The following is a 23,668-nucleotide window of genomic DNA, read 5'->3' as shown; positions in this document are numbered from 1 at the left end:
AGCAGGAAAGGCCCATCATGGCAAGCAAGGCGCAAAAGAAGGACGGCTTTTTCGAGACGGTCAAGACCGTGGTCTATGCCGTCGCCATCGCCGTCGTGTTCCGCACGCTGTTCTTTCAGCCCTTCTGGATCCCGTCCGGCAGCATGAAGGACACGTTGCTGATCGGCGACTTCCTGTTCGTCAACAAGATGGCCTATGGCTATTCGCGCTATTCCTGCCCGATGGGGCTGTGCCCGTTCGAAGGGCGCCTCTTCGCCTCTGAACCAGAGCGGGGCGATGTCGTGGTGTTCCGTCATCCGGTGAACGGATCGGATTTCATCAAGCGACTGATCGGCTTGCCAGGCGACACGGTGCAGATGCGCGGTGGCGTCATCTATCTGAATGGCGAAGAAGTGCCGCAAACGCCTGCGGGCCAGTTCGAAGAGCTGTATGAACCCCAGGGCCCCATGGGCCATGAGCCGCGCTGCGAGAATGCGCCGGTCGGCCAGGGCGGCATGTGCACCAAGTCGCGTTATACCGAGACGCTTCCGGGCGGCCGCACCCATGATGTGCTCAACATCACCGATGGCGGCTTTGGCGACGATACCCCCGCCTTTACCGTTCCGGCGGGCCATTACTTCTTCATGGGCGACAACCGCGACAACAGCCAGGACAGCCGGTTCAGCCGGGCAGTGGGCGGCGTTGGCTTTGTGCCGGCCGACTACCTGATCGGCCGGGCCGACCGCATCGTCTTTTCGTCCGCTGGCCGGTCGCTGTTCTACATCTGGACCTGGCGGACCGACCGTCTGTTCAAGGCGGTCGAGTGAAAATGTCGGCGGATCTCCAGGCGTTTTCCGCCAGGTTGGGGCACCGCTTCCAGCGGCCCGAACTTCTGGTCCGCGCGCTGACCCATCCGTCGATTGCCACCGCCTCGCGGCCCGACAATCAGCGGTTGGAATTCCTGGGCGACCGCGTTCTGGGCCTTGTGATGGCCGAGGCGCTGCTGATGGCCGACAAGGGCGCCTCGGAAGGGCAACTGGCGCCCCGCTTCAACGCGCTGGTGCGCAAGGAAACCTGCGCGGAAGTGGCCCGAGATCTGGAACTGGGCGAGGTTCTGCGCCTGGGCCGGTCTGAAATGTTGTCCGGCGGGCGCCGCAAGGAGGCGCTGCTGGCCGACGCGATGGAGGCGGTCATTGCCGCTGTCTACCGCGATGCGGGGTTCGATGTCGCGCGCACGCTGGTCCTGCGGCTGTGGGGCGATCGGGTGGGGCAGGTCAAGGCCGATGCCCGCGATCCGAAGACGTCGTTGCAGGAATGGGCGCAGGCCCGTGGCCTGCCGCCGCCCGGCTATGATGAAATCTCGCGCGAAGGGCCACCGCATCAGCCGGTGTTCACCATCGCGGCCCGCCTCAGCACCGGCGAAACCGAACAGGCCAGCGCCGGATCGAAACGTCAGGCCGAACAGGCCGCCGCCCGCGCGCTGCTTGCGCGCATGGAGTCTCAGCCATGACCGAAAACCTGTTGCAGCGCGCCGGGTTCGTTGCCCTGATCGGCGAACCCAATGCAGGCAAATCCACCTTGCTCAACCGCATGGTCGGCGCCAAGGTGTCGATCGTCACCCACAAGGTTCAGACGACCCGCGCCCGCATCCGCGGCGTGGCCATGGCAGGGAATGCCCAGATCGTCTTTGTCGATACGCCCGGCCTGTTCCGTCCGCGCCGCCGGTTGGACCGTGCCATGGTTGCCGCAGCCTGGGGCGGTGCTGCGGATGCCGACATCGTCGTGCTGCTGATCGAGGCGCATCGCGGCCTGACCGAAGGCACCAAGGCCATCATCAGCACCATCAAGGACCGCCTGCCGCGGGCCACCCCCGTTGCACTGGCGATCAACAAGATTGACCGGGTGAAGGCCGAAACCCTGCTGGCGTTGACCGAAGAGATGAACACCGCCTATCCCTTCGTGCGGACCTTCATGATTTCGGCCGAACGCGGCTACGGGGTCGAGGGGCTGCGCGACTGGCTGGCCGCCGAACTGCCCGAACATCCCTGGCTCTATCCCGAAGACCAGATTGCCGATCTGCCGATGCGCATGATCGCCGCAGAGATCACCCGCGAAAAGCTGACCCTGCGCCTGCATGAGGAAATTCCCTATCAACTGACGGTCGAAACCGAAAAATGGGAGGACCGCCCCGACGGATCTACCCGCATCGACCAGATCGTCTATGTTGCCCGCGATGGTCACAAGGGTATCCTGCTGGGGGCCAAGGGCGCGACGATCAAGGCGGTTTCCACGGCTGCACGCCAGGAAATGACAGAGTTTCTGGGCCGCCCGGTACATCTGTTCCTGACAGTCAAGGTCCGTCCCGAATGGCTGGACGAGGCCGAACGCTACACCGAAATGGGCCTCGACTTCCGCGATGGCAACTGACCGCGCACGGTTGCGGGGGCAGAGCCGGGGCCGTTCTGCGCGCGCCTTCGCCGTGATCCAGGCATCGCCGGGCGTGGGCGGTCGGGGCATGGCGGGATGACGGCCCGTCTTACGGCCGATTTCTGGGTCCGCGCCTACCTGACCCGGTTGCGGCTGGCCGACATTCCCGTCTACGTCACGGCCAGGGGGGATCCCACGGCAGGCGCGGTGATTGTCAAATGTGCGCGGCTGGATGGGACTGCCACAGCGTTTCAACGCAGTTTTGATCTGATGACGGGGGCACGGGCCTGGGTCGTGCTGGCCGACGGGGCCGAGCCGGAAGTCGATGCGCTGCTTGCGCGTCAACGCGCCCGCGACCCGGATCTGTGGGTGATCGAGATCGAAAGTCGTGAAGGGCGGACGCTGCTGGACGAATCCGGTCTGTCTGACTGAGACGGTCGCCGGGCTTGGGCGGTTCTTGCAAGATCACGGCAATCTCTGCGCGGAGTTGAACAGAACCCTGTGCGCGCTCGTGCCTTTGCGCACAGGCGGGGCTCGCTTAGGTTGCCCCCGATAACCGGCAGGAGATGCGCTATGACGACCACCGTGGAACTGGGCCTCGATACTTTCGGCGATGTGACCAAGGGGCCGGATGGCCGGGATCTGCCGATGGATCAGGTCTTGCGCGATGTCGTGGACCAGGCTGTCCTGGCGGACGAGACGGGGATCCACTTCATCGGCCTGGGCGAACATCACCGCAGCGATTTCGCCATTTCGGCCCCGGAGATCGTATTGGCGACCATTGCGGGCAGGACCAGCCGGATCAAGCTGGGCACGGCTGTCACCGTGCTGTCCACGGATGATGCCGTGCGCGCGTTCCAGCGGTTCTCGACGCTCAACGCGCTGTCGAACGGGCGAGCAGAGCCCATCCTGGGGCGTGGCAGCTTTACCGAAAGCTATGCGCTGTTCGGGCATGATCTTCAGGAGTATGATCTGCTGTTCGAGGAGAAACTCGATCTGTTCGCCAAACTCCTGCGGAACCCCGAGGTGACCTGGAAGGGCCAGCATCGCCCGGCCTTGACCGCCCAGCGGGTCTATCCGCCGCTGGGAGCCGAGGGCATGACGGCCTGGGTCGGTGTGGGCGGCAGCCCGGAGTCGGTTGTGCGTGTGGTGCGGCAGGATCTGCAACTGATGCTGGCGATCATCGGTGGCGATCCGCGCCGCTTTGTCCCCTATGTCGATCTCTACAAGCGGGCCTGCGCCCAGATCGGCACGCCGCTGCGGCCGGTTGGGATCCACTCGCCCGGTTTCGTCGCCGAGACCGACGAGCAGGCACGCGAGATTCTGTGGCCGGCCTATCAGGCCAGTTTCGGTCGCATCGGCGCCGAGCGCGGCTGGGCGCCGACGACGAAGGAGCATTTCTTGCAGGAAGTCGAGCACGGGTCGCTGTATGTCGGCTCTCCCGAGACGGTGGCGACCAAGATCGCCGCTGCGGTCAGGGCGCTGGGTGTCCAGCGGTTCGACATGAAATATGCCACCGGCCCGGTGCCCCATGCCGATCTGATGCGCTGTATCGAACTCTATGGCAGGCGGGTGATCCCGATGGTGAACGAGCTGCTGGCTTGACAGGGGCGAGGCTGCCGGGCGGCGGACTCTGACGCTGCTGCGGTTGCATCGGGGCGCGGTCTTGGCCATATAGGCTGCGACCCTTGGGGAGAATGCGATGCAGTATCTGGAATTCGAAAAGCCGCTGGCAGAGATCGAAGGCAAGGCCGAGGAACTGCGCGCCATGGCCAGGTCGAATTCCGAGATGGATGTGGCCAAGGAGGCCGAGGCGCTGGACCGCAAGGCCGAGGCGCTGCTGAAGGATCTGTACAAGGATCTGACGCCGTGGCGGAAATGCCAGGTGGCGCGCCATCCGGATCGCCCGCATTGCCGCGACTATATCGACGCGCTGTTCACCGAGTATACGCCGCTGGCGGGGGACCGGAACTTTGCCGATGACCATGCGGTGATGGGCGGGCTGGCGCGGTTCAACGACCGGGCGGTGATGGTGATCGGCCAGGAAAAGGGCCATGACACCAAAAGCCGGATCGAGCGCAATTTCGGCATGGCGCGGCCCGAAGGATACCGCAAGGCGATCCGGCTGATGGAGATGGCCAACCGCTTTGGCCTGCCGGTGATTACGCTGGTGGATACGCCTGGCGCCTATCCGGGCAAGGGGGCCGAGGAGCGCGGGCAGGCCGAGGCGATTGCGCGATCCACCCAGAAATGCCTGGAGATCGGCGTGCCGCTGATCTCGATGGTCATCGGCGAAGGCGGATCCGGCGGGGCGGTCGCACTGGCCACCGCAAACCGTGTGGCGATGCTGGAGCATTCGGTCTATTCGGTGATCACGCCCGAAGGTTGCGCCAGCATTCTGTGGAAAGATGCCGAACGTGCCCGCGATGCGGCCGAGGCCTTGCGTCTGACGGCGCAGGATCTGCTGCGGCTTGGGGTGGTTGACCGCATCGTCAAGGAACCGCTGGGTGGCGCGCAGCGCGGGCGCGAGGCCGCGATCGAGGCGGTCGGCAAGGCCATCGAGGCGATGCTGAAGGAGCTGTCCGGCAAAAAGTCCGATTGGCTGGTCAAGGATCGCCGCCAGAAATTCCTGGACATGGGCGCCAAGGGTTTGGCGGCCTGAGATGAACGCCTGGACCATTCTGGTCGTTGCAGGACTGTTCGAGATCGTCTGGGCGCTGGGGTTGAAGTACTCTGACGGCTTCAGTCGGCTCTGGCCGTCGGTCATTACCCTCGTCGGGGCGGTTGCCAGTTTCTGGCTGCTGGCCCATGCGATGAAATCGTTGCCCGCTGGCACGGCCTATGCCGTCTGGACAGGTATCGGGGCGCTGGGGGTGGCGGTTTTCGGCATGATCCTGCTGGGGGATGCGGTCAACCTGTTGCGGCTGGCGGGGATTGGCCTCATCGTCGCGGGCATCGTCGCATTGAAGCTCGCCTGAGCGCGACGGAAGCGGGCGCCGCCCGCGTTTGGTCCTGAAATGCTCACGACGGAGGTGCCGATGCGCCCCCTTGCGATTCTTACTGCGTTCGTCGGTGTGTTGCTGTCCGGCGCGATCTTTGGCTTTTTCTATGCTTGGCTCTGTTCTGCCATGTGGGGGCTGGACAGCGCCGATCCCCGTGTGGCGATTGCCGCGATGCAGGCCATGAACGGCAGTGTGCGCAATGTGGTCTTTGCGCCTGCATTCTTCGGTACACCGGCGGTGTTGGCACTGGCCGCTGTTTTCGCCCTGCGGGTGAACCGGGCGGCAGGGCTGGCGCTGGGGCTGGCGGGGGTTGTCTATGCCGGGGCTGCGCTGTTGGTGACGTTGCAGGTCAACGTTCCGATGAACGAGGTGCTGGCCGTGACGCCCGTACCCGATGACATCGACGCCGCGCGAGAGATCTGGGCGGGCTATTCGCCGCGTTGGCAAGAGTTCAACCTGATCCGCACCATCGCATCCGGCATCACCCTGGCGCTGGCTGTGATCGGGTTCGGCCTGTTGGCGCGGCCCGAGCGGCGCCGGGCCTTTTGATGTCCGGCGTCGTGGTGCGCCCCGCCCATGGCCGCGATGCCGCAGAGTTGGCCGTGATTCTGAATGCGATCATCGCGCGTGGCGGCACTACGGCACTGGAAGTTCCCTATTCGGCGGTGCAGCTTGAACGCAGCTATATCGGCGGCCCGGATGCGATCTCCTGCATGGTGGCCGAAGATGCCGGTGGCCGCCTTCTGGGGTTTCAGGCGCTGACGCGACACGCCGGTCTGTCAGCGGATTGGGCCGACATCGCCACATTTGCCCGGCAGGACGGCAAGGTTCCGGGGGTTGGCCGCGCAGTGTTTGATGCGACCTTGGCAGGTCTCGGGGCGTTGGCGCTGGTTGCGATCAATGCCACGATCCGGGCCGACAATACCGGAGGGTTGGCGTTCTATCGCAAGATGGGGTTCGTGCCCTATGATCGCAGTCCAGCGGTTCCGATGCGGGATGGAACGAAGGTGGACCGGATACATCACCGGCTGGACCTGCCATCCGCGGCCTGACCGCCCAATCGGCGGGGGGCCGGTTTCGGCCATATCGGGCATAGCCCCGCGCGGCACCTTGTGGCGGCCAGCCGTGCCGACGCTTTCGCGGCAGGGCTGGCGGCGTCAGGTCATTCCTGGGCCAGACAGGTTGTCATGGAACCTGCGAGCCTGCGTATCAAGGTTTCGTACAGCTCTGGCCCCGGCTCCAGGCTGCTGCCTGACGGGTCCAGCGCATCGCCGACCGCCACGCCGGTGCCTTCGATCAATGTGGTCAGCAATCCGGGGTCGTGCGGCGTTTCGGGAAAGGCGCAGACCACCTTGCCCTCGATCAGTCGGGCGCGGGTTTCCTGCATACGCGCCGCGCCGGGGGCAGCCGCATCGCCAAGGGTGACGCTTCCTGCCACGGTCAGGCCGTAGTGGCTGACGAAATAGCCATAGGCATCGTGAAATACCACGAACGGGCGGTCCTTGATCGGTGCGAGGTCTGCCGACACGCTGGCATCCAGCGCCGCGATCCGGTCCTTCGCCTTGCCGGCATTTGCGGCATAGACCGCCGCATTGGCCGGATCGTGCTCTGACAACTCGGCGGAAATCGCATCGAGCCAGACAAGTGCATTGCCCGGATCCAGCCAGGCATGGGGGTCAAGGCCGGTGTGCACATGATCGTGATGCCCATGGCCATGGTCGCCGTGATCATGGCCCGCTTCGTCGTGGTCGTGGTCGTGGTCGTGGTCGTGGTCGTGGTCGTGGTCGTGGTCGTGGTCGTGGTCGTGGTCGTGGTCGTCGCCAAAGTCGCGCCGCACGGTTCCCGCGACGCCCAACAATTCCAGCCGGTGGGCCTGACCTGCGATGCTGCCCAGGGCGCGGTCAAGCCAGGGCGTCATCTGCGGCCCGACCCAGACCACAAGATCGGCCCGCTGCAACCCTGCCGCCTGGCTGGGACGCAGGGCAAAGCTATGCGGATCCGCGCCGCGATCCAGCAGCAGATCGGGTGCGCCAAGATCCCCCATCACCAGCGACACCAGCGCGTGAACCGGGGGAATATCCGTGACAACGCGTGGAACTTCGGCCATCACAGGCACGGGCAGCATGGCCAGGGCAAGCGCCAGGGAATATCTCATGTCGGGCCTCCGTCGGGCTTTCGGTCTCGCCGCGATGAGTGTATGTGATAAGATAACATGTCAAGAGGGGATCGCCCGATGACCGATCCGGCCACACCATTCCAGGCGCATGATCACCACGCCTGCACCCATGCCGCGTTGATCGAGGCAGAGCGTCTGGCCAAGGCGCGGGGCGCGCGCCTGACTCCTGTGCGTCGCCGCACATTGGAGATCTTGCTGGAATCGCATCGGGCGATGGGGGCCTATGATGTGCTGGACCGTCTTGCCGCCGAAGGCTATGGACGCCAGCCCCCGGTTGCCTATCGCGCGCTGGAATTCCTTGTGGAACATGGGCTTGCGCATCGCATCCAGTTGCTGAACGCTTTTGCCGCCTGCATGGATCCCGCACATGCGCATCAGCCGGCCTTTCTGATCTGCCGCAGTTGTAACCGCATTGCCGAAGCGCCGGCCGAAACGGTGCGTGACGCGCTTCAGTCTGCCGCCGCCGGTACCGGCTTTGCTGTCGAGCGGATCAGCGTCGAAGCCACGGGTCTGTGCCCCGCCTGCCAGGAGGCCGCATGACACCGCTGATCGAGGCGCAGGGCCTGAGCATCCGCCTGGGTGGCGCCGACGTGCTGTCCAGGGTCGATTTTCGTATCGCTCCGGGCGAGATCGTGACCGTGCTTGGCCCGAACGGCTCCGGCAAATCCACGCTGCTGCGCGCGCTGATGGGAATCGTCGCACCTTCGGCCGGGCGCGTGCTGCGCGCGCCGGGGCTGCGCATCGGCTATGTGCCCCAGAAACTGGCGATCGACCGCAACCTGCCGCTGACCGTGCGCCGCTTCCTGTCGCTGCCCCGACGGGTCAGCGACCCCCAGGCTATGGCTGCGCTGGACCGCACCGGGCTGCCCCGTGCATTGGCGGGGCGTCAACTCGGGGCGCTGTCCGGGGGGCAGTTGCAACGGGTGCTGCTGGCGCGCGCCCTGCTGGGAGACCCGCAGATCCTGGTGCTGGACGAGGCGACCCAAGGGCTGGACCAGCCCGGAGAAGCGGCCTTCTACCGCCTGATCGAGGATATCCGCGCCCAGACCGGCGCTGCCGTGCTGATGGTCAGCCATGACCTGCATGTCGTCATGGCGGCGTCGGATCGTGTGGTCTGTCTGAACGGTCATGTCTGCTGCGAAGGCACGCCGCGTGTGGTGTCCACGGCGCCGGAATACCGCGCGCTGTTCGGGCTGGGCACCCAGGGCGCCCTTGCGCTCTATCGCCATGAACACGACCACGAACATGACCACGATCACGGCGATGATCATGCGCCCCATGCGCCGTTTTCCCATGATCACGGGCCACACACTCATGCTTGACGATTTCCTGACCCGCGCCGCGCTTGCCGGAACCGGGGTGGCGGTGGCCGCCGGCCCCCTTGGCTCCTTTGTGGTCTGGCGCCGCATGGCCTATTTCGGCGATGCGACATCCCATGCCGCCATCCTTGGCGTGGCCATGGCATTGGCGCTTGGCCTGCCGGTCCTTGCGGGCACCACGCTGGTGGCGCTGGCCATGGCGGGCACGGTGTCGGCGCTGGCGGGCCGGGGCTGGGCGATGGACACCACATTGGGCGTCCTGGCCCATTCCGCGCTGGCCTTCGGGCTGGTTGCGGTATCGTTCCTGCCGGGTGTGCGGGTGGATCTGTCGGCCTTTCTGTTCGGCGATATCCTTGCCGTCGGGCGAGTCGATCTGGCGGTGATCTGGGCAGGTGCGCTTGTCGTTGCCGGATTGCTCGTCTGGCGCTGGCAGGCCCTGCTGACCGCGACGCTGAACGAGGATCTGGCCTGTTCCGCAGGGCTGAACCCGGCGCGCGAACGCCTTGTCCTTACGCTGTCGCTCGCCGTTGTGGTCGCCGTGGCGCTCAAGGTTGTCGGCGCCCTCCTGATCGCGGCGATGCTGATCGTGCCCGCTGCCGCCGCCCGCTCTCTCGCCCGCACCCCTGAGGCGATGGCGGTCGGCGCAACACTGATCGGCATTCTGGCCACCTTTGGTGGGCTCGGCCTGTCGATCGCGCAGGACACGCCCGCAGGCCCGTCGATCATTGCCACCGCCGCGGTGATCTTTGCCGTCCTGCTTGTCGCCTCTGCCCTGCGCCGCGCGCCTGCTTCGCCCTGATCCGGATATTCCCCCGCCGGAGGCCCGGCCAACGATTTTCCCCCCGCCCCTTGCAGGGGGCAGACCGCGCCACTAAGACTCTGGCAAGGCCAACTGTGGCAAAACGCGACAACATCCAGAGGCAGGCGAACATGCGCGATCCGGCAGAATTCTACATGAACACCCTTGTCCCCATGGTTGTCGAACAGACCAGCCGGGGGGAACGGGCCTATGATATCTTTTCGCGGCTGCTGAAGGAGCGGATCATCTTTCTGTCCGGTCCGGTGCATGATGGCATGTCCACGCTGATCGTCGCCCAGTTGCTGTTCCTGGAGGCGGAGAATCCCACCAAGGAAATCAGCATGTACATCAACAGCCCCGGCGGTGTCGTCACCTCGGGCCTGTCGATCTATGACACGATGCAATACATCAAGCCAAAGGTCTCGACCCTGGTGATCGGCCAGGCGGCCTCGATGGGCTCGCTTCTGCTGACAGCGGGCGAAAAGGGGATGCGCTTCTCGCTGCCCAACAGCCGTGTGATGGTGCACCAGCCCTCGGGCGGCTATCAGGGCCAGGCGACCGACATCCTGATCCACGCGCGCGAGACCGAGAACCTCAAGCGGCGGCTGAACGAAATCTATGTCAAACACACCGGCAACGACTACGACACCGTCGAATCCGCGCTGGAGCGGGACAATTTCATGTCGGCAGAAGCCGCCAAGGCCTGGGGTCTGATCGACGAAATCGTCGACAGCCGCAACAAGGCCGACCCCGAGACGAAGTAAGACCAGACGCCTTGCGGCGATTTGGCGTTGTGATGGGCGCGGCGCTCCCGTAATCTTGCGGGAGCGCAGGGACGAAAGGCCAGAGGAACCTATACGCATGGCAAGCAATTCGGGCGACAGCAAGAACACCCTCTACTGCTCGTTCTGCGGCAAGAGCCAGCACGAGGTACGCAAGCTGATCGCCGGCCCAACGGTGTTCATCTGCGACGAATGTGTCGAACTCTGCATGGACATCATCCGCGAGGAGACCAAGACCTCGGGGCTCAAGACCACCGATGGCGTTCCGACGCCGCGCGAGATCGCCAAGGTGCTGGATGATTACGTCATCGGGCAGGACCATGCCAAGCGCGTGCTGTCTGTGGCGGTCCACAACCACTACAAGCGGCTCAACCACTCCGGCGGGAAGTCGGGCGAAGTGGAACTGGCCAAGTCGAATATCCTGCTGATTGGTCCGACCGGCACCGGCAAGACGCTGCTGGCGCAGACGCTGGCGCGGATTCTGGACGTGCCGTTCACCATGGCCGATGCCACCACGCTGACCGAGGCGGGCTATGTGGGCGAGGATGTGGAGAACATCATTCTCAAGCTGTTGCAGGCCAGCGAATACAACGTCGAACGCGCGCAGCGCGGCATTGTCTATATCGACGAGGTCGACAAGATCACGCGCAAGTCCGACAATCCGTCGATCACCCGTGACGTCAGCGGCGAGGGTGTGCAGCAGGCCTTGCTGAAAATCATGGAAGGCACCGTGGCCAGCGTGCCGCCGCAGGGTGGCCGCAAGCATCCGCAGCAGGAATTCCTTCAGGTCGACACCACGAACATCCTGTTCATCTGCGGGGGCGCCTTTGCCGGGCTGGAGCGGATCATCGCACAGCGCGGACGGGGCACCGGAATCGGCTTTGGTGCCGATGTGAAAGACCCCGAGGGCCGCGGCGTTGGCGAGTTGTTCCGCGAGCTGGAGCCGGAGGATCTGCTGAAATTCGGCCTGATCCCCGAATTCGTCGGCCGTCTTCCCGTTATCGCCACGCTGAACGATCTGGACGAAGGCGCGCTGGTCACGATTCTGACAGAGCCCAAGAACGCCCTGGTCAAGCAGTACCAGAAGCTGTTCGACATCGAGGGTGTGAAGCTGACCTTCAGCCCGGATGCCATGCTGGCCATTGCCAAGCGGGCGATCAAGCGCAAGACCGGCGCCCGTGGCCTGCGGTCTATCATGGAAGATATCCTGCTGGATACCATGTTCGAACTTCCCGGAATGCAGGGTGTGCAGGAAGTCGTTGTGAACGAGGAAGTCGTGAACGGCACGGCCAAACCGCTGGTCGTTCATGCCGAAGGCGGCAAGAAGAAACAGGCGGCCAGTGCCTGAGACCTTGGTGACAGCACAATAGCGCAGGGGCGGGCCGGGAATGGCCCGCCCTTTGTCGTTCGTGAACCGCAACTCCCGGCTTGCAGGGCGATGGCGGCGAACGTCATGCTGCGGTGCTGACGGGTTGCCCCACGATGCCGTCCGGCTCTGGTGGCTCGGGATCGGGCTTGCGGTCCTGCACGGTTTGCGGGACTGAGGATCACACAGACAGCGGAGGCTTGCCATGCGCAAACTGATCTCATCCGGTTCCAGCTTTGAGGCGACCATCGGCTACTCCCGCGCGGTGGTGCAGGATGGCTGGGTCTTCGTGGCGGGCACGACCGGCTATGACTATGCCACGATGACATTGCCCGATGACGTCGAGACGCAATGCGCCAATACGCTTGCCAGCATTTCCAAGGCGCTGACCGAGGCGGGTAGCAGTCTGGATCACGTGGTGCGCGTGACCTACATCTTGCCGGATCGACAGGATTTCCCCAAGCTGTGGCCGCAACTGTCGCAGGCCTTTGCCACAGCCCGTCCCGCCGCAACGATGATAGAGGCGCGGCTGATGGAGGATGCGATGAAGATCGAAATTGAAGTGACCGCCCGCGTGGCCTAGATCGGGGGGCCGGTGGCGGCCGACAGTTTCATCGCCGCCTGCCGTGGCAGAATGGGCCGGGCAGGTGGGGCCGGTGCACCGGCGAGTGCGGCGGGAAACAGCAGGCCGATTTCGGCCCGTGCCGCAGCCGGAAGCGCCTGCACCGCCTGGGTGCCAAGATACAGCGACTCGGTTGCGCAGCCGTCGGTGACGATCACCTCGTGCCTGTCAAACAGCAGGTGGATATATGTGCGAGGCGTTGTCGCAGCATCAAGGACGATCCCCGGCCGACCGACCAGATGTTTTGCCGCGACCAGGGTTTCGGTGTGTCGGCCTGTTTGCAGCAGGATCCGATGGTGCTGGGTTACCAGCATGTCCCGCAGCGGGATTCCCTCGCCAAGCGCGCCCGCCGCGATTCGGACCGGGCGCAACCGGGGTTCCACTTGCTGCTCTGCCAGTCCCACGGCGCGCCGCCCGATCCAGCGAATGGGCTGCGGCCCATGATCCCGCGTCAGCACGATATCCCCGCATCGCAGCAAGCCGGCATCCACATCGCCCCGCAACGTCCGGACCCGCGTGTCATGGGTCAGGCAGATCGGCATCGGATTGGGCAGGGCGAATGCGGCACCTGCATCAAGATTGAAGCTGATCAGCAGGCCCGACAAGGGGGGCAGCCCGTCCGGGAAATGCAGATAGATCGCGCCATCGGCCTGAAAGGCCATCATGGGTTTGGCCAGAAGGGGGATCCCCAGCAGTGTGGCGGTCGAGACGCTTCCCGCCCCAAGATAGTCGATGGCGACAGGTGCCGCGCCATTGATCGAGACGGTCGCATCACCATCGTCGGCCTGGGTCAGCCGCCCGTCATCGTCAACGAATGTCGCGCTGTTGGCAGACCCGGCGCTGTTCAGAACGCTGACATCCAGAAGACCGCCGGTCTGTAGCGAGACCAGGCTGCCCGTGAACAGGTAGACATTGCCAATGGTCGAAGTGACGGACATTCATGCCCCCCTTGGTGCTGCTCCCTTGAAATGTCGCAAGGATTTCTGAATGCCCGGTAAATATCGGCCGATATCGGTTGGCGCAGAACTCAGCCGTGCCAGCGCCGCTGTTGCCGCTGGATCTTGCCGCGCCTATGGTTCATAGAGTGCCAAGCAATGCCGGAGGAATCCCGATGAAGTTCCTGCTCAGCTTCCTGACCTGGTGGAACAGCCAGACGCTGAACACCCGCTTCTTCACCTGGCGCAATGGCGTCAAGGTGGGCGAGGATGCCCAGGGCAACGTCTATTATCGCTCGCGCGATGGCAAGAAACGCTGGGTCATCTTCAATGGCGAGATGGAGGCGAGCCGCGTGCCCCCCGATTGGCACGGCTGGCTGCACCACACCTGGGACGAGCCGCCGACCGACAAGCCGCTGGCCCACAAGCCATGGGAAAAGCCGCACCACGAGAACATGACAGGCACCGATGCGGCCTATGTGCCCGCCGGATCGCTGCGCCGCCCGGCCCCGGTCGAGCGTCGCGACTACGAGGCATGGCAGCCGGAATGAGCGGCGAGAATCTGACCGAGGTCGCGGTCGGCGGTGGTGTGCTTGCTGTTGCGGCGGCGTTTCTGATCTATGCGGTTCAGGCAACAGGTCTTGGCCCGCAGGCGGACAGCTATGAATTGCGTGCCGCATTTCGATCTGTCGAGGGTGTGCGGGTTGGCACTGATGTGCGGCTGGGCGGCGTCAAGATCGGGGCAATCACCCGGCTGGATCTCAACCCTCAGACCTTCATGGCCGAGGCGCGCTTTACCATCCGTGACGGGATAGAGCTGCCGGACGACAGCACTGCGCTGATTTCCTCCGAAGGGCTTCTGGGCGGCAACTTCCTGGAGATCATGCCAGGCGGGTCGCCCTTCAACCTGGAGCCGGGGGCAGAGATCGAGGATACGCAAGGGTCTGTCAGTCTGACAGGTCTGTTGATGAAGTTCGTCGGGGGATCTGCCGAGGATGCGCTGAAAGACGGGGCCGGAGCGGCCGAATGATCCGGCTTTCGGTTCTTCTTGTCTGTCTTGCGGTCGGTGCGGCCCAGGCGCAATCCATGCGCGAGGCACCCGGTGCCGAGTTGCGCTGGCTGGACAAGGCGTCGGGTGAAACGGCGGATGTCGAACTGTCGCGCGGACAATCAGCGGCCTGGGGCCGCTTGACGATTCAGCTCGATGGTTGCCGCTACCCGGAGGACAATCCTGCAGGCGAAGCCTATGCGCATCTGACCATTCGCGACAGCCTGGCCCCCGATCCGGTCTATTCCGGTTGGATGGTGGCCTCCAGCCCGGCCTTGTCGGCGCTGGATCATGCGCGCTACGATGTCTGGGTGCTGCGCTGCCTGATGCGATAGGCTGTTGAGCCTGCCCCCTCCGATGCGCTAGGAAGCGGGCCGCAACCCCGTCCCGGAAAGGACCACGCCATGAAGTTCCTCGACCTAGCCAAGGTCTATATCCGATCGGGCGGTGGTGGCGGTGGCTGCGTCTCGTTCCGGCGCGAGAAGTTTGTCGAATTCGGCGGCCCGGACGGTGGCGATGGCGGGAACGGCGGGTCTGTGTATGCCGAAGCCGTCGAAGGGCTGAACACGCTGATCGACTTTCGCTATCAGCAGCATTTCTTTGCCAAGTCGGGGCAGGGCGGCATGGGCAGCCAGCGCACCGGCAAGACGGGCGACGACATCGTGCTGAAAGTGCCGGTCGGCACCGAGATCCTCGAAGAAGACGAGGAAACGATCATCGCCGATCTGACCGAGCCGGGGCAGCGCGTTCTGCTGGCCCAGGGCGGCAACGGCGGCTGGGGTAACCTGCGGTTCAAATCCTCGACCAACCGGGCGCCGGCGCGTGCCAATCCGGGACAGGAAGGGGTCGAGCGCACCATCTGGCTGCGACTGAAGCTGATTGCCGATGCGGGTTTGCTGGGCCTGCCCAATGCCGGAAAATCCACCTTCCTGGCCGCGACGTCGAACGCCCGCCCCAAGATCGCGGACTATCCCTTTACCACCCTGGTGCCAAATCTCGGTGTCGTGGGTGTCGATGGCAAGGAACTGGTGATGGCCGACATCCCCGGCCTGATCGAAGGCGCGTCCGAAGGCCGGGGGCTGGGCGATCAGTTCCTTGGCCATGTGGAACGCTGCGCGGTGCTGCTGCACCTGGTCGATGGCACCTCCTCCACCATCACCAAGGATTACCGCACGATCATCGGCGAGCTTGAGGCCTATGGCGGCAAGTTGGCCGACAAGCCGCGCATCACGGCGCTGAACAAGATCGACGCTCTCGATTCGAAAACGCTGTCCACCCGGCGCCGCGCACTTGAAAAAGCATCGGGCGGCAAGGTGTATGCCATTTCCGGCGCGGCGGGGCTGGGGCTGACAGAGGTGCTGCGCGCGCTGATGGCCGAAATCGAGGCGGATCGTGCACCCTCGGAGCAGGATCAAGGACCATGGCGCCCCTGAGCCCCGATGTTGCCGCCGCTCGGCGGCTGGTGATCAAGATCGGCTCTGCGTTGTTGGTGGACCGTGTCACTGGGTTGCGCGGCGATTGGCTGCGCGGCCTGGCCGAGGATGTGGCCGCCGCCCGCGCGCGCGGTACCGATGTGATCCTTGTTTCCTCTGGTTCCATCGCGCTGGGGCGCCGCGTTCTGGGCCTGCCCGAAGGGGCGCTGCCGCTGGAACAATCGCAGGCAGCGGCCGCCGTCGGCCAGATCCGGCTTGCCCGCGCCTATGAAGAGGTGCTGGTGCCGCATGGGCTCAAGGCCGCGCAGGTGCTGGTGACGCTGGAAGATACCGAGGACCGCCGCCGCTATCTCAATTCCCGTGCGACGCTGGCGACGCTGCTGTCGCTGGGTGTCATCCCGATCGTGAACGAGAATGATACGGTTGCAACCGACGAAATCCGCTTTGGCGACAACGACCGGCTGGCGGCGCAAATCGCCGTGACGGTGGGGGCGGATCAGTTGATCCTCTTGTCCGATGTGGATGGCTTCTACACGGCCAATCCCAAGGAAGATCCCTCCGCGCGCCGTTTCGATGTTGTGGACCATATCACGCCTGCAATCGAGGCAATGGCGGGCGATCCCATCTCTGGCCTGTCGAAGGGCGGCATGAAGACCAAGCTGATGGCGGCGAAAACCGCCGTCGCCGGGGGATGCGCCATGGCCATCATGGAGGGCTCGACCTATCGCCCGCTCATGGCCCTGGCAGCGGGGGCGAACCGCACCTGGTTTGTGGCCGCAGGCGATCCGCAGGCCGCGCGCAAGCGCTGGATCGCGGCCATGAAGCCGCGCGGGACCGTCATGGTCGATCCGGGTGCTGTCACGGCGCTTCAGGCTGGAAAGTCGCTGCTGCCGGCGGGTGTGCGCGCGGTGTCGGGGCAGTTCGGCCGTGGCGAACCCGTTCGCATCGAGGGCCCGGACGGGGCGGAGCTTGGCAAGGGTCTTATCCGCTATACGGCCGAAGAGGCGCGCGCCATCGCGGGCCATCGCTCTGGCGATATTGCGGGGATCCTTGGCTACCCTGGTCGCGCGGCGCTGATCCACCGCGATGACATGGCGCTCTGATCCTCGGCGTCGGGGGGCGCCGCTGTCGCTCTGATCCACATTTCAGGGGCTTGCCCGCGTCGTACGGGCGGGGGCGTGCGCGGGCGGGCTTGTGCCCCCCCGCGTCAACGCTGTCAGCCGCGCTCTGCGGCAACGGCATCCATCGCCGCGCGGGCAATGGCGAACATCTCTGTCACCTGCGCCTCGGTGATGATCAGCGGCGGGCAGAAGCAGATCGCATCGCCGATCCCGCGAATGATCAGCCCTTCGGCCTGCATCCGGTCGGCTACGGCGGTGCCAGCCTGCCCCGGCTTGTCCCAACCCTTGAGTTCCACCGCCCCGATCAGGCCGACACCGCGCGCATGGTCGGCCAGCGGATGGGTGGCCAGATCCTTGATCCCGGCCTGGAACATCTGTGCCAGACGCGCTGCATTGCCAACCAGATCGCGTTCTTCGATGATCTTGACGTTCTCCAACCCCACTGCGGTGGCGACCGGATGGCCCGAGGCCGTGAACCCATGCCCGAACGACCCGATGCGGTGCGATTCATCCGCGATGGGCTGGTAGAAGGCATCGTTGATCACGATGGCCGACAGCGGCAGATACGAGGACGACAGTTGCTTGGACAGCACCAGCACATCGGGCACGATGTCATAGGTTTCGCAGGCGAACATCTTGCCCGTCCGGCCAAAGCCACAGATCACCTCGTCGGCAACCAGCAGGATATCGTGCTTGCGCAGGATCGCCTGCACCCCGGCCCAATAGCCTGCCGGGGGCGGCAGCACGCCGCCTGCGCCCATCACCGGCTCGCCCCACATCGCGGCGATGGTGTCGGCGCCTTCGCGTTCGATCAATGCCTCCAGATCGGCCAGCATCCGGGCGGTGAAGTCGGCCTCGGACTCGCCCTCCTTGCCGAACAGCTCGTAGCTGGGGCAGGAGGTGTGGATCATCCGGTCGAGGGGCAGGTCGAAGCTGGTATGGTTGCGCTCGATCCCGGTGATTGACCCGGCGGCGATGGTCACGCCGTGATAGCCCTTGATCCGGCCGATGATCTTTTTCTTTTCCGGCCGCCCCATGGCGTTCGAGCGGTACCAGACCATCTTGGCGACCAGATCATTCGCTTCGGACCCGGACGAGGTGAAATGCACCTTCGACATCGGGAACGGGATCAGCGACAGCAGCTTTTCTGCCAGATCGACCGAAGGGCCATGGGTCTTGTAGTTGAACTGGTGGTAATAGGGCAGTTTGGACATCTGGTCAAAGGCCGCCTTGGCCAGACGCGGTTCGCCAAAGCCCACCGCCACCGACCACAGCCCGGCAAGCCCCTCGATATACCGCTTGCCGGTGTTGTCGTAGACATAGATGCCTTCGCCGCGTTCGATGACGACCGATCCGGTCTCTTCGTGTTTGCGCATGTCGGCGGCGGCGGGCATCTGATAGCGGATGTCGCGGGCTTCGGTCGAGTTGGGAAGCATGTCCATGGGTCGTCTGCCTTTTCCTGAAGGGATGCCCCTTGCGGGGCACCGGGGCGCCGGTCAGGCGCGGTATGCGGGGAAGCTGTTCGGCGACAGCTCGTCAATGCTGCGGTGCGCCCAGTCCTCGACATGCATATGGTCCCACATGTGCTGGGCCCCCTTTTGCAGGTTTGCGGCAAGCGTCGCCTCGTCATAGCCGGGAATGATGTGGTCGCGCATCACGAAATGTCCGTCGATCATGCTGGATTTCAGGTCATTTGTCTGGGCCGAATAGACAATGTTGCGCACAGGGTCGCGCATCGGCGTCATGAAGGTGCTGGCGATATCCCAGAACAGCAGATCGGCCTTGGCCCCCTTGGCGATCCGGCCAATATCGTCGCGCCCCAGCGCCTTGGCCCCAGCGAGCGTGGCCGAGTTGAAGACATCGGCGGCCGTCGCCACCTCGGTCCGGCGGTCCTGCACCTTGGACATCACGGCGGTCCAGCGCAGCCCCTCGATCATGCTTTGTGGGCAGGTGTCGGTGCCCAGGGTCATGTTGATGCCCTTGGCAAGGTATTTCGAATAGCTTTCCATGGCGATGCCGCGGCGGCAATAGACCCAGACGCAATGGGTGACATTGGTGCCGCTGTCCACCAGCAGATCCAGATCTGGCGCATGATAGTTCACCCAACTGGAGCCGCCCGGCATGATCGCATGGCCCATCAGCAGTTCCGGCCCCAGAAACCCGATCCGGTCCAGCCATTCGATGGGCGAACAGCCATGGCGGCGCACCATTTCCTGGAATTCCGGCACCGATTGCGACGTGTGCAGCGCGGTCGGCACCCCCATATCGGCCGCAAGGGCCTTGGTCTTGCGCAACAAATCCTCGGAACAGGTGTCCACCTGCGCAGGGCTGAGGAAACCCTGGATGCGCCCGTTGGCGCGGCCCGAGACATCCTCGATGAACTTCACGGCCTGGGCCAGGCCCGCTGCCCCATCGTCGCCGCGCGGGCGATAGCCGACGGTGCGGCCATCATCGGTGTACCAGGTGGTTGAGGAGTACATCTCGCCGATCCAGGCGCGCAGGCCGGATTTTTCCGCCTGTTCGGCCACATAGGGCCCCATCAGCCCCATCTCGACAATGGTCGTGGTGCCGGTGCGGATCAGTTCGGCCATCGAGAAATCCACCGCTGCCTGCCGCGCCTGATCGGTCAGCGCGCCCTTGCGTGCCGTCAGAAACTCGAACAGCCCCGAGAGGTAGAAGTTACGCGGGCCGCGATCCTCGACAAAGGACTTGTCCAGCGGCGACTCGCTGATATGGGCATGGGTGTTGACGAAGCCGGGCGTCAGAATCTGGTGGCGGGCGTCGATGATCTCGTCTGCCGTGCCCTCAAAGGCCCCGCCACCGACATGGGCGATGCGGTCGTTCTCCACCACGATATGCCCGTCTGTCAGGTGGCGATGGCCCCCGTCCTGATAGGCGATGATGTGGCCGGCGTTGATGACGGTGCGCATGGTGTCCTCCCTTTACACGAGCGCGGCGCGGCGGCGCTGCTCCAGCACCGCCAGCCGTTTTTGCAGAACGTCCGACATCGGCGCGGTGGCCGGGGCGGGGATCGTGGCCGCCTCGTCGGGGAAATGGCAGGCGACCAGCTTGCCGCCGGTCTCGCGCAAGTCGGGCCGGTCGCGCGAACAGACATCGCGCGCAATGGGGCAGCGGGTGTGGAAGGCGCAGCCCGATGGCGGGTTCAGCGCACTGGGCATGTCGCCCTTGACCGCGCGGTCGGGCAGCACGGCGCCGGGCATGGGTTTGGGCGCCGCCGCGACCAGCGCGCGGGTATAGGGATGGCGCGGATCGTGGAACAGCGTTTCGGCATCGCCCATTTCCACGATGCGCCCCAGATACATCACCGCCACCCGGTCGGCGATGTGGCGCACCACGGCAAGGTCATGGCTGATGAACACGTAGGACAGGCCGAACTGGCGTTGCAGATCCTGGAGCAGGTTGACGATCTGCGCCTGAACCGACACATCCAGCGCCGAGACCGGCTCGTCGCAGACAATCAGCCGTGGTTTTGTCGCCAACGCGCGGGCGATGCAGATGCGCTGGCGCTGGCCGCCGGAAAACTCATGCGGATAACGCCCGGCATGGAATTCCGACAGGCCCACGGTTTTCAGCAGCTCCGACACCATGGCATCGGCGTCGGCCCCCGTGGCGACGCCGTGCAGGATGATCGGTTCCAGCAGCGTTTCGCGCACCGTCATGCGAGGGTTGAGCGATCCGAACGGGTCCTGGAACACCATCTGCATCTCGCGCCGGGTGGTGCGCAGTTGTCCCGTCGGCAGGGTGGTGATGTCGCGCCCGTCCAGCAGCACATTGCCCGCCGTCGGTTCCGACAGCCGCAGCAACGCCCGGCCCAGGGTGGATTTTCCGCAGCCGGATTCCCCGACGATGGCCAGCGTTTCCCCTTCCATCAGGCGAAAGCTGACATCAGACACGGCTTGCACCGCGCCGATCTGGCGGTTCAGGATGCCCTTGTGCACCGGATAGTGCTTGGTCAGGTTCACAGCCTCCAGCACGGGCGGTTTCATTGGGCGGCCTCCTCGATGGGTGCATACCAGCAGGCGACGAAATGCGCCGGGGCAATCTCGCGCAGGGGGGGGCGTTCGCCGGTGCAGCGCGCATCCGCCATCGGGCAGCGCGAGGCGAACTTGCAGCCGGGGATCACCATATAGGGCGGGGGCACCGATCCGGGGATCGTCTCCAGCCGGTCGGCGGTGCTGTCGATGCGCGGCACGGCCGCCATCAGGCCGATGGTATAGGGGTGTTGCGGTGCGGCAAACAGCGAGGCGACGGGCGCGCGTTCCACCACATTGCCCGCATACATCACCACCACCTCGTCACAGGTTTCCGCCACCACGCCCAGATCATGGGTGATCAGCACGATGGCCGCGCCGGTCCGTGCCGACAGATCACGCATCAGCGCCAGGATCTGCGCCTGGATGGTCACATCCAGCGCAGTGGTCGGTTCGTCCGCGATCAGCAGTTGCGGGTCGTTCGCCAGCGCAAGGGCAATCATCACGCGCTGCCGCTGTCCGCCCGAAAGCTGGTGCGGGTAATCATCGGCGCGCTTTTCGGGCGAGGGCAGGCCGACCAGCTTCAGCATTTCGATGGCGCGGGCTTGCGCCTTGTCGGTCACGCCATGGGCGCGCAGGGATTCTATGATCTGATCGGCAATGGTATAGACCGGGTTCAGGCTGGTCATCGGTTCCTGAAAGATCATCCCGATCTTGCCGCCGCGCATCTTGCGCATGTCGGGTTCCGACAGCGCCAGCAGGCTTTGGCCCTGGAACAGGATGTCGCCGCCCGCATATTGCGCCACCGGCTGCGCCAGCAGCCGCATGATGGCCAGCGATGTCACGGACTTGCCGCAGCCGGATTCCCCCACGATCCCCAGCGTTGCCCCCTTGCGCACCGAAAAACTGATGCCGTCCACCGCGCGGAACAGACCGGCATCGGTGTTGAAATGGACATGGAGGTCGCGCACCTCGAGAAGCGGTTGGGCATCTGGCATCGGGGGCTCCGGGGCTGGCTGGGGCAGGAGTCAGGGGCCGGGCCCGCGCAGGCGGGACCGGCCATGGTGGGGGCTTATTGCGCGGGCTCGATGCCCAGGCCCTTGTAATAGGCCGCGCCATAGATCGGATGCGCGGTCATCGGCTTCAGCTTGTCGGACTGCACGATGATGATAGGCGCGTGGTACAGCGGCAGCCAGTTCACGGCCTCGTGCACCTTGTAGAGCACCTTGCCAAAGTTTTCGGCCCGTTCTGCATCGCTGAGTGCGGCGGAACCGGCGGCCAGCCAGGCATCGGTTTCCGCGTCCTTCCAGTTGGTGCGGTTCGGGGCAGGGGTGTTGCCCGAGCGGAAATACAGGTTCATCGCGTCGCCGGCCGAGACATAGGGATAGGCCATGGTGAACATGTCGAATTCCTGGGTCGCCAGCTTGCCCCAGCCCACGGTCGGGTCAAAGACGTTCAGTTCAAGGTCGATACCGACCTTCAGCAGTTCGGCCTGCAATGCCTGAATGATGTTGGGCCATACGCCCGACAGGCTGTAGAGCACGGGCTTGAGCTTTACCCCGTCCTTTTCGCGGATCCCGTCAGAGCCAACCGACCAGCCCGCTTCATCCAGCAGCGCCTTGGCCTTGTCGATGTCGTAGTTCTGGATCAGCACCTTTTCGACATCGGCACTCCAGTCCAGTGTATCGGTGGCGATATAGCTGTAGGCGGGCAGCACCTTGCCATAGAACTGGTCCTCGACCAGGGCCACGCGGTCAAAGGCATAGTTCATCGCCTGGCGCACCGCCAGATCGGACACGGTCGGCTTGTCCAGCTTGAAGCCGACGAAATAGGTGTAGCGCGCCGAATCCGACGGGCTGACCACAAACCCCGGCATCGTCTCGAACTGGTCGAGCGAGATATGCGGGGCATAGTTGGTGGCGTCGATCTGGCCGGTCATCAGCGCGGCGGTGATGGTGTTCGCCTCGGGGATGATGCTCCAGGTGATCTTTTCCACCTTGGCCGGGCCGGTGTTTTCATAGATCTCGGGGCCCCAGGTATAGTTGGGGTTGCGCGTCATGGTGAACCGGTCACGCGGCAGCCATTCGCCCCAGCAGAACGGCCCGGTGCCGTTGAAACCCGCCACGCCGAAATCGGGGCCCAGCCTGTCCACCGTTTCCTTGTCGATCACCACCGCAAAGTTCTGGGTGAGCTGATACAGCAGTTCCGAGAACGGCGCCTTCAGCTTGTATTCCAGTGTGGTATCGTCAATGGCGGTGATCGCATCGACCTGACCAGCGCGCCAGGCGACGGGCGATTTCACCTCGGGGTCGATCCAGCGGTTAAAGCTGAAGGCGACATCGGCGGCGGTCATCTTCTTGCCATCGCAGAAGGTGACGTCATCGCGCAGATGGAAGGTGTAGGTCAGGCCGTCTTCGGAAATGTCCCAGCTCTTGGCCAGTCCCGGATGCAGCGTCTTCATGTCGGAGTCGATCGCCACGAGCGTATCGGCGATCATGAACAGCACCTCGGCCGCGGCTGTCGCGGTGGTCTTGTGCGGATCATAGCTGTTGGAATCGATCAGGCGGGCCAGCTTGACCTCTTGCGCCTGAAGGCCGGCGGCCGGAAGCGCGGCGGCAAGTGCCGCGCTCAGCAGCAGGGATGACTTTCTGGAAAACATCGCGTCGG

Annotated in this window: 27 protein-coding genes; 20 read left to right on the top strand and 7 right to left on the bottom strand. The window is 64.7% G+C overall.

Translation table 11 applies throughout. The features are described from left to right. Positions 1 to 17: 17 nt before the first annotated feature. From lepB to BW970_RS07640, 9 genes are all read left to right on the top strand, one after another. Positions 18 to 806: a signal peptidase I gene (lepB, locus tag BW970_RS07680; RefSeq protein WP_076529808.1), complete on the top strand. Its 789-nt coding sequence runs from the start codon at positions 18 to 20 to the stop codon at positions 804 to 806. Next, positions 803 to 1,489 (top strand): ribonuclease III, encoded by a 687-nt coding sequence (gene rnc / locus BW970_RS07675; protein WP_076529807.1) that lies wholly within the window; start codon positions 803 to 805, stop codon positions 1,487 to 1,489. Before lepB ends, rnc begins: the two co-directional genes overlap by 4 nt. Continuing rightward, entirely contained in the window at positions 1,486 to 2,406 is a 921-nt protein-coding gene (gene era / locus BW970_RS07670) for a GTPase Era (RefSeq protein WP_076529806.1), read from the top strand. Before rnc ends, era begins: the two co-directional genes overlap by 4 nt. Positions 2,407 to 2,502: 96 nt before the next feature. Beyond that, entirely contained in the window at positions 2,503 to 2,838 is a 336-nt protein-coding gene (locus tag BW970_RS07665) for a DUF1491 family protein (RefSeq protein WP_076529805.1), read from the top strand. Positions 2,839 to 2,979: 141 nt separating this feature from the next. Further along, entirely contained in the window at positions 2,980 to 4,011 is a 1,032-nt protein-coding gene (locus tag BW970_RS07660) for an LLM class flavin-dependent oxidoreductase (protein WP_076529804.1), read from the top strand. 97 nt (positions 4,012 to 4,108) lie between these two features. After that, positions 4,109 to 5,068 (top strand): acetyl-CoA carboxylase carboxyltransferase subunit alpha, encoded by a 960-nt coding sequence (locus BW970_RS07655; protein ID WP_076529803.1) that lies wholly within the window; start codon positions 4,109 to 4,111, stop codon positions 5,066 to 5,068. Between the two features lies 1 nt (position 5,069). Further along, positions 5,070 to 5,384, top strand: coding sequence for a quaternary ammonium compound efflux SMR transporter SugE (sugE, locus tag BW970_RS07650; RefSeq protein ID WP_076529802.1), 315 nt, complete (start codon positions 5,070 to 5,072; stop codon positions 5,382 to 5,384). A 60-nt stretch (positions 5,385 to 5,444) separates the two neighbouring features. After that, complete coding sequence (locus BW970_RS07645) at positions 5,445 to 5,957, top strand: anthrone oxygenase family protein (RefSeq protein ID WP_076529801.1); 513 nt, start codon at positions 5,445 to 5,447, stop codon at positions 5,955 to 5,957. Then, positions 5,957 to 6,460 carry a GNAT family N-acetyltransferase gene (locus BW970_RS07640; protein WP_076529800.1) on the top strand — a complete coding sequence of 168 codons (504 nt, stop codon included), beginning with the start codon at positions 5,957 to 5,959 and terminating at the stop codon, positions 6,458 to 6,460. The genes BW970_RS07645 and BW970_RS07640 overlap by 1 nt, the downstream gene beginning before the upstream one ends. Before the next feature lie 110 nt (positions 6,461 to 6,570). Here the strand turns inward: BW970_RS07640 and BW970_RS07635 are convergent, their stop codons facing one another. After that, entirely contained in the window at positions 6,571 to 7,563 is a 993-nt protein-coding gene (locus BW970_RS07635) for a zinc ABC transporter substrate-binding protein (RefSeq protein ID WP_076529799.1), read from the bottom strand. A gap of 78 nt (positions 7,564 to 7,641) precedes the next feature. Between BW970_RS07635 and BW970_RS07630 the strand changes: the two genes are divergently transcribed. The 6 genes from BW970_RS07630 to BW970_RS07605 all read left to right on the top strand — a co-directional run bounded on the left by BW970_RS07630 (position 7,642) and on the right by BW970_RS07605 (position 12,433). Next, on the top strand, positions 7,642 to 8,124 hold the full coding sequence (locus BW970_RS07630; RefSeq protein ID WP_076529798.1) for a Fur family transcriptional regulator: 483 nt from the start codon (positions 7,642 to 7,644) through the stop codon (positions 8,122 to 8,124). Beyond that, positions 8,121 to 8,906 (top strand): metal ABC transporter ATP-binding protein, encoded by a 786-nt coding sequence (locus BW970_RS07625; RefSeq protein ID WP_076529797.1) that lies wholly within the window; start codon positions 8,121 to 8,123, stop codon positions 8,904 to 8,906. Before BW970_RS07630 ends, BW970_RS07625 begins: the two co-directional genes overlap by 4 nt. Next, positions 8,899 to 9,702, top strand: a complete 804-nt coding sequence (locus tag BW970_RS07620; protein WP_076529796.1) for a metal ABC transporter permease — start codon at positions 8,899 to 8,901, stop codon at positions 9,700 to 9,702. The genes BW970_RS07625 and BW970_RS07620 overlap by 8 nt, the downstream gene beginning before the upstream one ends. Before the next feature lie 131 nt (positions 9,703 to 9,833). Further along, complete coding sequence (locus BW970_RS07615) at positions 9,834 to 10,466, top strand: ATP-dependent Clp protease proteolytic subunit (protein ID WP_076530217.1); 633 nt, start codon at positions 9,834 to 9,836, stop codon at positions 10,464 to 10,466. A gap of 97 nt (positions 10,467 to 10,563) precedes the next feature. After that, on the top strand, positions 10,564 to 11,832 hold the full coding sequence (gene clpX, locus BW970_RS07610) for an ATP-dependent Clp protease ATP-binding subunit ClpX (RefSeq protein ID WP_076529795.1): 1,269 nt from the start codon (positions 10,564 to 10,566) through the stop codon (positions 11,830 to 11,832). Positions 11,833 to 12,055: 223 nt separating this feature from the next. Beyond that, complete coding sequence (locus tag BW970_RS07605) at positions 12,056 to 12,433, top strand: RidA family protein (protein ID WP_076529794.1); 378 nt, start codon at positions 12,056 to 12,058, stop codon at positions 12,431 to 12,433. Here BW970_RS07605 and BW970_RS07600 read toward each other — a convergent pair. Continuing rightward, positions 12,430 to 13,410, bottom strand: coding sequence for a Hint domain-containing protein (locus BW970_RS07600; RefSeq protein ID WP_076529793.1), 981 nt, complete (start codon positions 13,408 to 13,410; stop codon positions 12,430 to 12,432). The two genes, BW970_RS07605 and BW970_RS07600, sit on opposite strands and share 4 nt — an antisense overlap. 173 nt (positions 13,411 to 13,583) lie before the next feature. On the opposite strand from BW970_RS07600, the gene BW970_RS07595 reads away from it, so the two are divergent. The 5 genes from BW970_RS07595 (at position 13,584) to proB (ending at position 16,991) form a co-directional block, all read left to right on the top strand. Next, positions 13,584 to 13,958 carry an NADH:ubiquinone oxidoreductase subunit NDUFA12 gene (locus BW970_RS07595; protein WP_076529792.1) on the top strand — a complete coding sequence of 125 codons (375 nt, stop codon included), beginning with the start codon at positions 13,584 to 13,586 and terminating at the stop codon, positions 13,956 to 13,958. Beyond that, complete coding sequence (gene mlaD, locus BW970_RS07590) at positions 13,955 to 14,437, top strand: outer membrane lipid asymmetry maintenance protein MlaD (RefSeq protein ID WP_076529791.1); 483 nt, start codon at positions 13,955 to 13,957, stop codon at positions 14,435 to 14,437. Before BW970_RS07595 ends, mlaD begins: the two co-directional genes overlap by 4 nt. Further along, the gene (locus BW970_RS07585; protein ID WP_076529790.1) at positions 14,434 to 14,790 is read left to right on the top strand and encodes a DUF2155 domain-containing protein; all 357 of its coding nucleotides are present in this window, start codon (positions 14,434 to 14,436) and stop codon (positions 14,788 to 14,790) included. Before mlaD ends, BW970_RS07585 begins: the two co-directional genes overlap by 4 nt. A 69-nt stretch (positions 14,791 to 14,859) precedes the next feature. After that, positions 14,860 to 15,888, top strand: coding sequence for a GTPase ObgE (obgE, locus tag BW970_RS07580; protein ID WP_076529789.1), 1,029 nt, complete (start codon positions 14,860 to 14,862; stop codon positions 15,886 to 15,888). Beyond that, positions 15,876 to 16,991, top strand: a complete 1,116-nt coding sequence (gene proB, locus BW970_RS07575; protein ID WP_076529788.1) for a glutamate 5-kinase — start codon at positions 15,876 to 15,878, stop codon at positions 16,989 to 16,991. The genes obgE and proB overlap by 13 nt, the downstream gene beginning before the upstream one ends. Before the next feature lie 113 nt (positions 16,992 to 17,104). Here proB and BW970_RS07570 read toward each other — a convergent pair whose 3' ends face one another. The 5 genes from BW970_RS07570 to BW970_RS07550 form a co-directional block, all read right to left on the bottom strand. Beyond that, positions 17,105 to 18,451 carry an aspartate aminotransferase family protein gene (locus BW970_RS07570; RefSeq protein WP_076529787.1) on the bottom strand — a complete coding sequence of 449 codons (1,347 nt, stop codon included), beginning with the start codon at positions 18,449 to 18,451 and terminating at the stop codon, positions 17,105 to 17,107. Positions 18,452 to 18,505: 54 nt separating this feature from the next. Next, positions 18,506 to 19,939: an amidohydrolase family protein gene (locus BW970_RS07565; RefSeq protein ID WP_076529786.1), complete on the bottom strand. Its 1,434-nt coding sequence runs from the start codon at positions 19,937 to 19,939 to the stop codon at positions 18,506 to 18,508. A gap of 12 nt (positions 19,940 to 19,951) precedes the next feature. Further along, complete coding sequence (locus BW970_RS07560) at positions 19,952 to 21,016, bottom strand: ABC transporter ATP-binding protein (protein WP_076529785.1); 1,065 nt, start codon at positions 21,014 to 21,016, stop codon at positions 19,952 to 19,954. Continuing rightward, positions 21,013 to 21,999, bottom strand: coding sequence for an ABC transporter ATP-binding protein (locus BW970_RS07555; protein ID WP_076529784.1), 987 nt, complete (start codon positions 21,997 to 21,999; stop codon positions 21,013 to 21,015). The genes BW970_RS07560 and BW970_RS07555 overlap by 4 nt, the downstream gene beginning before the upstream one ends. Positions 22,000 to 22,073: 74 nt before the next feature. After that, entirely contained in the window at positions 22,074 to 23,660 is a 1,587-nt protein-coding gene (locus tag BW970_RS07550) for an ABC transporter substrate-binding protein (protein ID WP_076529783.1), read from the bottom strand. Positions 23,661 to 23,668: the final 8 nt, after the last annotated feature.

Source organism: Gemmobacter megaterium, assembly GCF_900156815.1.
Lineage (GTDB): Bacteria > Pseudomonadota > Alphaproteobacteria > Rhodobacterales > Rhodobacteraceae > Wagnerdoeblera > Wagnerdoeblera megaterium.
Note: the sequence above shows the minus strand (reverse complement) of the source record. Positions and strands in the feature narration are given on the sequence as shown.

What these genes read in the sequence shown, in the direction of transcription:
- lepB (WP_076529808.1), top strand. Translation starts at nt 18, where the DNA reads ATGGCAAGCAAGGCGCAAAAGAAGGACGGCTTTTTCGAGACGGTCAAG.
- era (WP_076529806.1), top strand. Translation starts at nt 1,486, where the DNA reads ATGACCGAAAACCTGTTGCAGCGCGCCGGGTTCGTTGCCCTGATCGGC.
- BW970_RS07665 (WP_076529805.1), top strand. Translation starts at nt 2,503, where the DNA reads ATGACGGCCCGTCTTACGGCCGATTTCTGGGTCCGCGCCTACCTGACC.
- BW970_RS07660 (WP_076529804.1), top strand. Translation starts at nt 2,980, where the DNA reads ATGACGACCACCGTGGAACTGGGCCTCGATACTTTCGGCGATGTGACC.
- BW970_RS07655 (WP_076529803.1), top strand. Translation starts at nt 4,109, where the DNA reads ATGCAGTATCTGGAATTCGAAAAGCCGCTGGCAGAGATCGAAGGCAAG.
- sugE (WP_076529802.1), top strand. Translation starts at nt 5,070, where the DNA reads ATGAACGCCTGGACCATTCTGGTCGTTGCAGGACTGTTCGAGATCGTC.
- BW970_RS07645 (WP_076529801.1), top strand. Translation starts at nt 5,445, where the DNA reads ATGCGCCCCCTTGCGATTCTTACTGCGTTCGTCGGTGTGTTGCTGTCC.
- BW970_RS07640 (WP_076529800.1), top strand. Translation starts at nt 5,957, where the DNA reads ATGTCCGGCGTCGTGGTGCGCCCCGCCCATGGCCGCGATGCCGCAGAG.
- BW970_RS07635 (WP_076529799.1), bottom strand. Translation starts at nt 7,563, where the DNA reads ATGAGATATTCCCTGGCGCTTGCCCTGGCCATGCTGCCCGTGCCTGTG.
- BW970_RS07630 (WP_076529798.1), top strand. Translation starts at nt 7,642, where the DNA reads ATGACCGATCCGGCCACACCATTCCAGGCGCATGATCACCACGCCTGC.
- BW970_RS07625 (WP_076529797.1), top strand. Translation starts at nt 8,121, where the DNA reads ATGACACCGCTGATCGAGGCGCAGGGCCTGAGCATCCGCCTGGGTGGC.
- BW970_RS07620 (WP_076529796.1), top strand. Translation starts at nt 8,899, where the DNA reads ATGCTTGACGATTTCCTGACCCGCGCCGCGCTTGCCGGAACCGGGGTG.
- BW970_RS07615 (WP_076530217.1), top strand. Translation starts at nt 9,834, where the DNA reads ATGCGCGATCCGGCAGAATTCTACATGAACACCCTTGTCCCCATGGTT.
- clpX (WP_076529795.1), top strand. Translation starts at nt 10,564, where the DNA reads ATGGCAAGCAATTCGGGCGACAGCAAGAACACCCTCTACTGCTCGTTC.
- BW970_RS07605 (WP_076529794.1), top strand. Translation starts at nt 12,056, where the DNA reads ATGCGCAAACTGATCTCATCCGGTTCCAGCTTTGAGGCGACCATCGGC.
- BW970_RS07600 (WP_076529793.1), bottom strand. Translation starts at nt 13,410, where the DNA reads ATGTCCGTCACTTCGACCATTGGCAATGTCTACCTGTTCACGGGCAGC.
- BW970_RS07595 (WP_076529792.1), top strand. Translation starts at nt 13,584, where the DNA reads ATGAAGTTCCTGCTCAGCTTCCTGACCTGGTGGAACAGCCAGACGCTG.
- mlaD (WP_076529791.1), top strand. Translation starts at nt 13,955, where the DNA reads ATGAGCGGCGAGAATCTGACCGAGGTCGCGGTCGGCGGTGGTGTGCTT.
- BW970_RS07585 (WP_076529790.1), top strand. Translation starts at nt 14,434, where the DNA reads ATGATCCGGCTTTCGGTTCTTCTTGTCTGTCTTGCGGTCGGTGCGGCC.
- obgE (WP_076529789.1), top strand. Translation starts at nt 14,860, where the DNA reads ATGAAGTTCCTCGACCTAGCCAAGGTCTATATCCGATCGGGCGGTGGT.
- proB (WP_076529788.1), top strand. Translation starts at nt 15,876, where the DNA reads ATGGCGCCCCTGAGCCCCGATGTTGCCGCCGCTCGGCGGCTGGTGATC.
- BW970_RS07570 (WP_076529787.1), bottom strand. Translation starts at nt 18,451, where the DNA reads ATGGACATGCTTCCCAACTCGACCGAAGCCCGCGACATCCGCTATCAG.
- BW970_RS07565 (WP_076529786.1), bottom strand. Translation starts at nt 19,939, where the DNA reads ATGCGCACCGTCATCAACGCCGGCCACATCATCGCCTATCAGGACGGG.
- BW970_RS07560 (WP_076529785.1), bottom strand. Translation starts at nt 21,016, where the DNA reads ATGAAACCGCCCGTGCTGGAGGCTGTGAACCTGACCAAGCACTATCCG.
- BW970_RS07555 (WP_076529784.1), bottom strand. Translation starts at nt 21,999, where the DNA reads ATGCCAGATGCCCAACCGCTTCTCGAGGTGCGCGACCTCCATGTCCAT.
- BW970_RS07550 (WP_076529783.1), bottom strand. Translation starts at nt 23,660, where the DNA reads ATGTTTTCCAGAAAGTCATCCCTGCTGCTGAGCGCGGCACTTGCCGCC.